This is a genomic window from Mesotoga sp. UBA5847, from assembly GCF_002432735.1.
Taxonomy (GTDB): domain Bacteria; phylum Thermotogota; class Thermotogae; order Petrotogales; family Kosmotogaceae; genus Mesotoga.
On sequence record NZ_DJGL01000044.1, the window covers coordinates 20249 to 28437 of the forward strand.

An 8189-nucleotide genomic window follows, 5' to 3' on the forward strand; every position below is an offset into this window, starting at 1 on the left:
AGAGGCAAATCTACGCTGTAGAAATCGTTTTCTCGATATTACCGAGCAGCGCATCGGCTGAAAATGCGAGAAGCGCCGCCGGAATAGCCCCTTCAATCACAAAGGCGGGATTCTCTGCGACAAGCCCGGCGATAATGGGCGACCCGAGGCCGCCGGCCCCAATGGTTGCCCCCACAGTTGCCGTCCCGATGTTTATTACGACCGAAATCCGAATCCCCGACATGATTACTTTGAGCGCAAGCGGGAGCTCAATTCTAAACAGCACCTGCCAGGAAGACATACCCATTCCATATGCTGCTTCACGCACATCTGCGGGGATGTTTTCAATTCCCACTATTGTGTTTCTTAAGATGGGAAGCAGTCCATAAAGCAGCAGAGCAGCGACCGTCGGTTTGAATCCAAATCCCAGCAACGGTACGGCAAGAGCGAGAACAGCGACGGGAGGGAAGGTCTGGCCGAGGGAACTCAGGTTTGAAACGAGAGGCAAGTACTGCCTGCCCATCGGGCGTGTAACCAGCACTCCTATCGAGATGCCGATAATCGTGGCAAGTCCGCTGGATACGATGACCATCCAGAGATGTTCGGCCACTAGCTCCAACAAAGTCCCTCTTGGATGAAGAACCTGCTTCTCTCCGGGAAAGAACCATCGCAGAAAGCTCTCCCACCATGCCATATTAGAGATGAGAAGGACGAAGGCCAGCAAGAACAGTCCCAACAAGACCCAGGATAAGACTCTACTTCTCTTCTCTGTCACTTCTGGTCAACTCCTGGATTCTGGTCATGCTTATCTGGCCGAGAAAACGTCCCGTTCTCTCGACGACCGGCAACGCCGCGGTTCCGCTTTCAAGCATTCTGGAAAGCGCCTCCTTAACAGTGCTGTCCGGACTCAAGATCTCTTCTTCCTTCATTTCAGTCAGAGCTTCTCTTACCGGTTTCTCCCTGCTCGAATGGGAGACATCTACCCAGCCGACAAGTCTCTTATCCTTGTCCAGCGCCCAGACGAATTCCTCTTCGATCTTGCCCAGCTGTTCCCAGCTTCCTGAAAGGTCTATCGCGAAGCTCTCCTCTATATACTCCCCGACCGGGATCCTCGAGAGCCTCTTCAGCGCTCTATCTGATCCCATGAAGTCGTGGACGAATTTCTCCTTCGGATGCGCCAGGATCTCTTCGGGAGTGTCATATTGAAGGATTCTGCCCGCTCTCATGACCGCGATTCTATCTGCAAGCCTTATCGCCTCATCTATATCGTGGGTTACGAAGACGATCGTCTTGTGGAGTTCCTCCTGAATTCTGGCAAACTCGTCTTGGAGCCTCACTCTAGTTAATGGGTCTACCGCTCCGAAGGGCTCGTCCATAAGTATTATCGGGGGATCGGCTGCAAGCGCCCTCGCAACGCCGACTCTCTGGGCCTCGCCGCCCGACAGTTCTTTCGGAAGCTTGTTCGCGTAGGACTTAGGCTCCAATCCGACCAGCTGCAGCAGTTCGTGCACCCGAACGTCAATCTTCGATCTCTCCCACTTCAGCAGTCTCGGCACGGTGGCAATGTTATCCTTCACCGACATATGTGGAAAGAGCCCCACGTTCTGGATTACGTAACCTATTCCTCTCCTGAGCTGCTTCACATCCATGACGGTTACGTCGTTACCGTCTATCAGGATCTTCCCCGTTGTAGGTCTGACTATCCTGTTTATCATCTTGAGCGTAGTCGTCTTACCACATCCCGAAGGCCCGATTAGAACCGTCAGTTCGTTCGAGGGGATCTCGAAGGTAATCGAATCTACGGCCAGTGTATTCTCGTCGTATTTCTTTGTTACATCTTCAAATCTAATCATTGGCTCCCTCCGAGATTAACCCCTTAGGAGTCAGTATTCCTATAAGCAGCTGCATTAGGGAATCGACTATCAAAGCGAGAGCAACTATAGGCAACGCTCCTAGAAGGACAAGATCCATGGCGGCTTGACCGAGACCCTGAAATACGAAAACCCCGAGGCCTCCTGCTCCTATCAGGGCCGCCATGGTAGTGTTCCCCACGGCCTGAACGGCCGCTGTTCTAACGCCAGCAAGGACGACCGGCAGCGAAATCGGAATCTCGACCTTTCCGAGAACCTGAATTCTGCTCATTCCCATCGCCCTGGCAGCCTCCACGGTATCTGTGGGAATAACCTTCAGACTTGAGTAAGTGTTTCTGACTATCGGGAGAAGCGAATACAGGACGAGAGCTATCATGGCCGGAGCCCAGCCGACACCCGTTATTCCTATCTCCCTAAGAAATGGCACACTGCGTGAAAGGTAGGATAGCGGAGCTATTAGCAAGCCGAACAGGGCTATACTCGGGATCGTCTGTATGAAGTTCACAACAGCGAATACAGGTCTTTCGATCTTTGGAGACCTGTTGGCAACTATTCCAAGCGGCACTCCTATGAGCACTCCGGCGAGAACTGCTCCTCCTGCAATTACGAGATGCCTCACAGTCTCTTCAAGAAATCTGTTGCTTCTGTTTGCGTACTCCTTCATTATTGCAAGGTCTTTCAGATGACCCGAGCCGAGAAGCAACAGGAACAGGCCAATCGGAACCAAGACCAGAAGCGATGAGATGATCTTCCTGTCCTTCAGTCTTCTTCTGGCAGCGAATACAACAATGTAGCCGGCCAGGAGAAGAACCCACAAACCGGTGGAAGGGGAGACCCTTGCAAAGGGACCTGCCTTTGAAGCTATAGAGGCGGCATGTCTTCCGGCCAGAAAGAAGCCGAAGACGGGGGCAATCCCTCCCACGAGACCCATCAAAAAGCTGAATCCCGCGTAGGACAAAAACAAGACTGCAAATGAGGCCACTAACAGGAGAGAGAGGCCCACATTTGAGAAGCTGCCTAAAGCTACGGGAAATGTCTCCGAGATTCTCGTCTCCTTAACTGAAAGGAATCCCGGGACCAGGAGAGACAACAACATGATGGCCATTCCTAGAATGGCCATCATGTCTCTTCGTCTGGAAATCAGCGTCATAACTCTAGTCAATCAGAGACTTCGATATGAGGAACTGCTCGGCGACGTATCCCGCATCTAAACCTTCTATCGCTATCGAAGCGTTTAGCATCTGCAGCGTCTCGAGATCAAGAGCCTCAAAAACGGGTTTGAGGAGCTCCTCGATTTCCGGATAGGCTTCATGTATCTCCTTTCTAACGATCGGAGCGGGTTCATAAACGGGCTGAACTCCCTTGGTGTCTTCAAGGACCACCAACTTGAGAGCAGAGAGGGCGCCGTCAGTACCATATGCCATCGCGAGGTTTACACCGTCAATGTTCTGGGAAGCGGCCCTTATGGTCTGAGCGGTATTTCCTCCAGAGAAGGCAAGTAGCTGCTCATTTGAAAGCTCGAAGCCATAAGCCTCCTGAAAAGCCGGCATAGCGTCCGGTCTGGTAAGAAACTCCTCTGAAGCGGCCAGCTTAATGAAGCCGCCGCGATTCAGGTAAGACGCGAGGTCTTCAAGTGTCTTTATTCCTTCACTGTCGGAAAGATCCTTCCTGATCGCCAGAGCCCATGTATTGTTGGCAGGGGCGGGGGTCAGCCACACCAGGCCGTTGTTCTCAAAGTCGAGTCTCTTGACTGTCTCGAATCCCTGCTGCGCGTTTTTCCATATACCCGGATCAGTGTTATCGAAGAAGAAACCTCCGTTGCCGGTGTACTCGGGATATATATCGATCTCTCCAGCAATGATCGCCTTTCTGATAACACTCGTAGTTCCGAACTCAGTCTTGTCGTTCACTTCAAAGCCATTCTTCTGCAGGACTATCACTATCATCTGTCCCAACAGTGCGCCTTCGGTGTCTATCTTCGATGCGACCGTAATCGGTCCCTTCAGTGCAAAGCCAATGGCCGTCATTAGTATCAGTGCAATCAGCATTATTCTCTTCATACAACCTACCTCCACAATTCGTATTGCCGATAATTATACTCCATTTAATTGTACACTATCTCTGAAAGTTTTCAATGCGCAGTTGTCTCTGTTGACATATCCATGTTCCGACTGAAAGCTCCAGCCCAGAATCTGAGATCCGGTTTCTCCCTCTTTCCCATTTCGGCTCAGACAGATAACCCCAAAAAGGGAGAACCTGAAAGCAGCTGATTCACAGAGTGGCACAGGTTGTTCTCATCTTTTCAGAGACCAACAAAGATTCGGGGCTACAACTAGAACCCCACGAGGGAGTATTGACTTCCAAATGCCACGAAATCCAACCACCTTTCTTCCTGAAGGGCTACCTCCATCGACTAACCCCGAAAGAGATTCCGCAAGCATTCTAATATACTCTTGCAAATACGGTCAGCCATCCAGCGTCATGAAGAGATTGTTCAATGATTCCACGAGCGTTGGGTGTGCAAAGACGCCGTCTCTGAGCGAAGTGAATGGAAGCCCGCCCATCATGGCAATCTGAATTGCAGATACAATCTCTCCGCCCTCAACTCCTAGAATGGCGGCACCGATAATCCGGTCTGTCTCTGAGTCGACAAGCGCCTTCATCATTCCCCGTGTCTCGTCCGTTTCAATGGCCCGAGCCACCCTATCAAAAGGCAGCTTTGCCACGCGATAGCTGTACCCTCGACTCGATGCTTCCTTCTCGGTGAGGCCTATTCTTCCAAGTTGAGGATCAATGAATACTACATAAGGGACATCCCTCTCTTCTATCGACGAGCTTCCTCCGTTCAAGAGGTTCTCCCTCAATACTCTGAAGTCGTCGTAGGAAATATGTGTGAAGGCCGGTCCGCCTTTAACATCGCCTATCGCGTAAACTCCCTCCGACGTGGTCTCCAGTTTGTTGTTTACCTTTATGAATCCCCTATCGTCAACCTTAACCCCGCTCTTTTCCAGATTCAGGTCGGGAGTATTGGGTAACCTGCCGGTCGCGAGCAGCAGATGGCTTCCCACTAATGTCGTTTCCTTCTCAGAAGATTGCACTCTCAGGCTGATCCTGTTGCCCCCGGCGCTTCTGGCCTGGAGCGGTTCGCTATCTAGAAGGACCTCGATACCTTCGTCCCTCATGATTTCCAAAACCATGCCGGCGATATCCTCATCTTCGCGAGAGAGCAACTGTTTATCCCTTTGAATAATGGTTACTTCACTTCCAAAACGTCGGAACATCTGCCCGAACTCGAGACCAACGTAGCCGCCACCAACGATTATGAGGTGTTCCGGAAGCTTATCGAGCTCCATTATCGAAGTCGAGTCATAAGCCACTGAATTATCCAGACCTCTTATCTCAGGTCTCGCAGGTCTCGTTCCGGTGTTTATCACTATGATGTCTGCTTCCAAGAACTCTGTTCTCCCATCTTGAAGTCTGACTTCGAGCTGTCTTTCCCTTACAAAACGCGCGCTGCCTTCTATCAATGATAGGTTTGGAGAATCGAGAATCCTTTTCTTGCTTCCTTCCCTGAAACTCTCAACCACTTCTTTTTTCCGCCGGATAACTCTCTCCAGATCGACAGAGAACTTGCCAGCATCAACTCCAAAATCTGCTGCGCGCTTTACCAGATGCGCTACTCTTGCGCTGGCTATCATGGTCTTTGTTGGAGTACACCCTTCATTGACGCATGTACCTCCAACTGCCTTTCTTTCCACAAGTGCGACCTTCCATCCTGCATCTGCAAGCGAAAGCGACAGAGGAGTGCCTCCCTGACCGGAACCGATAACTATCGCGTCGAATTTTTTCCTACCATCCTTCATTTGATCACCATCCTAATTTTCGCCACATACATGCAGTTTTCACTGTTTTTCCCGGTCAATCACTTGAAAGCAAAAGGCCCGATTCTTGATCTCTTCATCCGCCATGAGTTGGTGATTATGTTCAATCTTCTTTCGAAAGAGACTAAGCGATTCCTCACCAAGATGATCCACAAAGGATCGGGCAGAGAAACCTGTCCTGTTCTGCTTTTCTATGAAGCCAGAACGGCCGACCAATCCGTTCAGAAGGCTGAAAAACTGCTCACTGTTATAGATCCTCTGGAGTCACTGAATCTCTGGATACCTCACAAGTTTAGCATCGGGCAAAGCAAAACAAATGAAGGAAAGAGTCTGTGATCGGGAGCTGAAATTGCTTGAAGCCGTCACTGTGTCGCGCCTGTCTTAAATCCAGTCGACAGCACGCATAGGATGCAAAAGCCGCTGCTAGTATAATTGTATGATCAGTGCAGGCCGGTGGTGAATAGAATGACTAGATACGATGAGCGTGACACGATGTTTGCCAGGATGAACTACGAAGCAGGATCTCCCGAGTACCGTGACTACTACTCTAGACATCCCGAGCTGAAAGAGGTTGATGACGAACTGCGTAGCAAACTGGATCTGTGCGACGTAAGCTCCCTCTATTATGATCTGATTGAAGCTTCAGAAATCCGTTCGAATTTCTCCCTTGTAGAAGATCTTCGGCCTCTATGCGAAGGTATGCCATCAAATAACAGATTTCGATCCGACTCGTCAAGCTTCACCGATCTAGTCAGAAGGGTCGCCCACGATTTTGGTGCAGATCTAGTAGGTGTGGCAGAAATGAAACCGGAGTTTTATTATAGCCACAGAGGCAGGCATCGAGAACACTACGGAAAGAAAATAACCGATCTACTTCCTTTTGGAATAGCATTCGCGGTTGAAATAAAGAAGGATATGATTGACAGCGCACCGGCGATGACCGCAATGGTCGAGAGCTCCAGAACGTATCTGAAGGCAGCTACGATCGGACTAAGCATCTCCTATTTCATTCGAAGTCTTGGATACTCGGCTAGAAATCATATGGACGGAAATTATCTCGCAATTCTCCCTCTGGTGGCGGAAGCTTCAGGACTTGGCGTTTTCGGAAGACACGGCCTTCTCATCTCTGACAGGTTCGGCCCAAGAATAAAACTCGGACTGGTAACTACGGATATGCCTTTGAAGTGCGACCAATCAATCAATGTTGACCTAGAGAGCTTCTGCGGCAGCTGCGGTATTTGCTCGACAAAGTGCCCGGCTTCTGCAATACCCGTCAATGGAAAGGAGATCGTCAACGGAACCAGGAAATGGAGAATTAGTCACGAGCTCTGTTACTCTTATTGGAGGACGAATGGAACCGATTGCGGTATTTGCATTAGGGTCTGCCCCTTCTCGAAAGGGATCGGCTTTTCACAGTCCATGTAATCAAAAGGCAAAACGCTCCGATTCTGAGAACCTCGGCTGCTTTCTCTAAACTGCTTAGGCGGTAGAAAGGTTTCCGTTTTCATCGAATTTGGGTTTTTGAAGGATCGTATGTAAGAATAACTACATGAGACTATAGGAGGGATTACCATGAATGAAGTACTCAGTACAATTATCGAGTGGGCCATCAGAATAGGGATTAGCGTTGTAATCCTGCTGCTGGCAAAATGGCTGGCGGGTCTCTTCTACAAAACATTCATGAAATTCGCGGAGAAGACAACCGTTGTCTCCACTCAGTATCGTAAGACCATGAGAACGCTTTTCAATCTGGCGTTCTATGCGCTGGCAGCCTTCATAATCATCTCGGTTCTCTTCAAGAATCTGGCTCCTATGCTTGCCGGACTCGGAGTATCAGGTATTATTGTGGGTCTCGCAGTCAAAGAGCCTCTAGACAATTTCATCTGTGGAATTCTTATAATGATCAACAAGTTGGTTTACGAAGGGGAAGCCGTGGACATTGGCGGAACCTCAGGCGGGATTCAGGAAATAAAACTGAATCACGTACTGATCAAAACCTGGGACGGCAAGCTCGTAACCATACCGAGCAGAAACGTCTGGGCCGCAACGATAATTCACTTCTGGCCCGAAAATATAAGAAGAAACGATCTCACGGTAGGCGTTTCGTATTCGAGCGATCTGAACAAAGTGATGAAGATACTCGAGGATTCTGTCAACTCTTATGAAAAGCTATATGTAGACGACAATCACAAACCCATGATCCAGTTCACCGGGTATGGCGCGTCTTCGATCGACTTCGTCGTGAGGTTCTGGGTCGAGAGGCCGGACTTCATTGCTTCAAGCACAGAACTCGCGAAGATCATAAAATCGAAATTCGATGAAAACGGCATAGAAATACCGTTCAGCCAGCTGGACCTGCATATTGTCGACAGCCCCAAAGAAGGCATAAGATTGGCCGGGAAGGAAAGCTGACCGAAGGGATCAGAGGGCAGAAACGTGGTCGGGGGTAGCAGGTTGG

Annotated in this window: 8 protein-coding genes; 3 read left to right on the forward strand and 5 right to left on the reverse strand. The window is 49.8% G+C overall.

What is annotated here, in order from left to right; all coding sequences use genetic code 11:
* Positions 1-10: 10 nt before the first annotated feature.
* From B3K91_RS04875 to B3K91_RS04895, 5 genes are all read right to left on the reverse strand, one after another.
* Entirely contained in the window at positions 11-754 is a 744-nt protein-coding gene (locus B3K91_RS04875) for an ABC transporter permease (protein ID WP_292588884.1), read from the reverse strand.
* On the reverse strand, positions 735-1832 hold the full coding sequence (locus B3K91_RS04880; protein WP_292594152.1) for an ABC transporter ATP-binding protein: 1098 nt from the start codon (positions 1830-1832) through the stop codon (positions 735-737). Before B3K91_RS04880 ends, B3K91_RS04875 begins: the two co-directional genes overlap by 20 nt.
* Positions 1825-3012: an ABC transporter permease gene (locus tag B3K91_RS04885; protein ID WP_292593478.1), complete on the reverse strand. Its 1188-nt coding sequence runs from the start codon at positions 3010-3012 to the stop codon at positions 1825-1827. Before B3K91_RS04885 ends, B3K91_RS04880 begins: the two co-directional genes overlap by 8 nt.
* Positions 3005-3910, reverse strand: a complete 906-nt coding sequence (osmF, locus tag B3K91_RS04890) for a glycine betaine ABC transporter substrate-binding protein OsmF (protein ID WP_099831004.1) — start codon at positions 3908-3910, stop codon at positions 3005-3007. Before osmF ends, B3K91_RS04885 begins: the two co-directional genes overlap by 8 nt.
* Before the next feature lie 405 nt (positions 3911-4315).
* A complete protein-coding gene (locus B3K91_RS04895) occupies positions 4316-5713 on the reverse strand; it encodes a mercuric reductase (protein ID WP_292594155.1) in 1398 nt (465 codons plus the stop codon).
* Between the two features lie 117 nt (positions 5714-5830).
* Between B3K91_RS04895 and B3K91_RS04900 the strand changes: the two genes are divergently transcribed.
* The 3 genes from B3K91_RS04900 to B3K91_RS04910 all read left to right on the forward strand — a co-directional run bounded on the left by B3K91_RS04900 (position 5831) and on the right by B3K91_RS04910 (position 8143).
* Positions 5831-6067, forward strand: coding sequence for a hypothetical protein (locus B3K91_RS04900; RefSeq protein WP_292594158.1), 237 nt, complete (start codon positions 5831-5833; stop codon positions 6065-6067).
* A gap of 129 nt (positions 6068-6196) precedes the next feature.
* Positions 6197-7156, forward strand: coding sequence for a 4Fe-4S dicluster domain-containing protein (locus tag B3K91_RS04905; RefSeq protein WP_292594160.1), 960 nt, complete (start codon positions 6197-6199; stop codon positions 7154-7156).
* 147 nt (positions 7157-7303) lie between these two features.
* A complete protein-coding gene (locus B3K91_RS04910; protein ID WP_292594162.1) occupies positions 7304-8143 on the forward strand; it encodes a mechanosensitive ion channel family protein in 840 nt (279 codons plus the stop codon).
* Positions 8144-8189 lie beyond the last annotated feature (46 nt).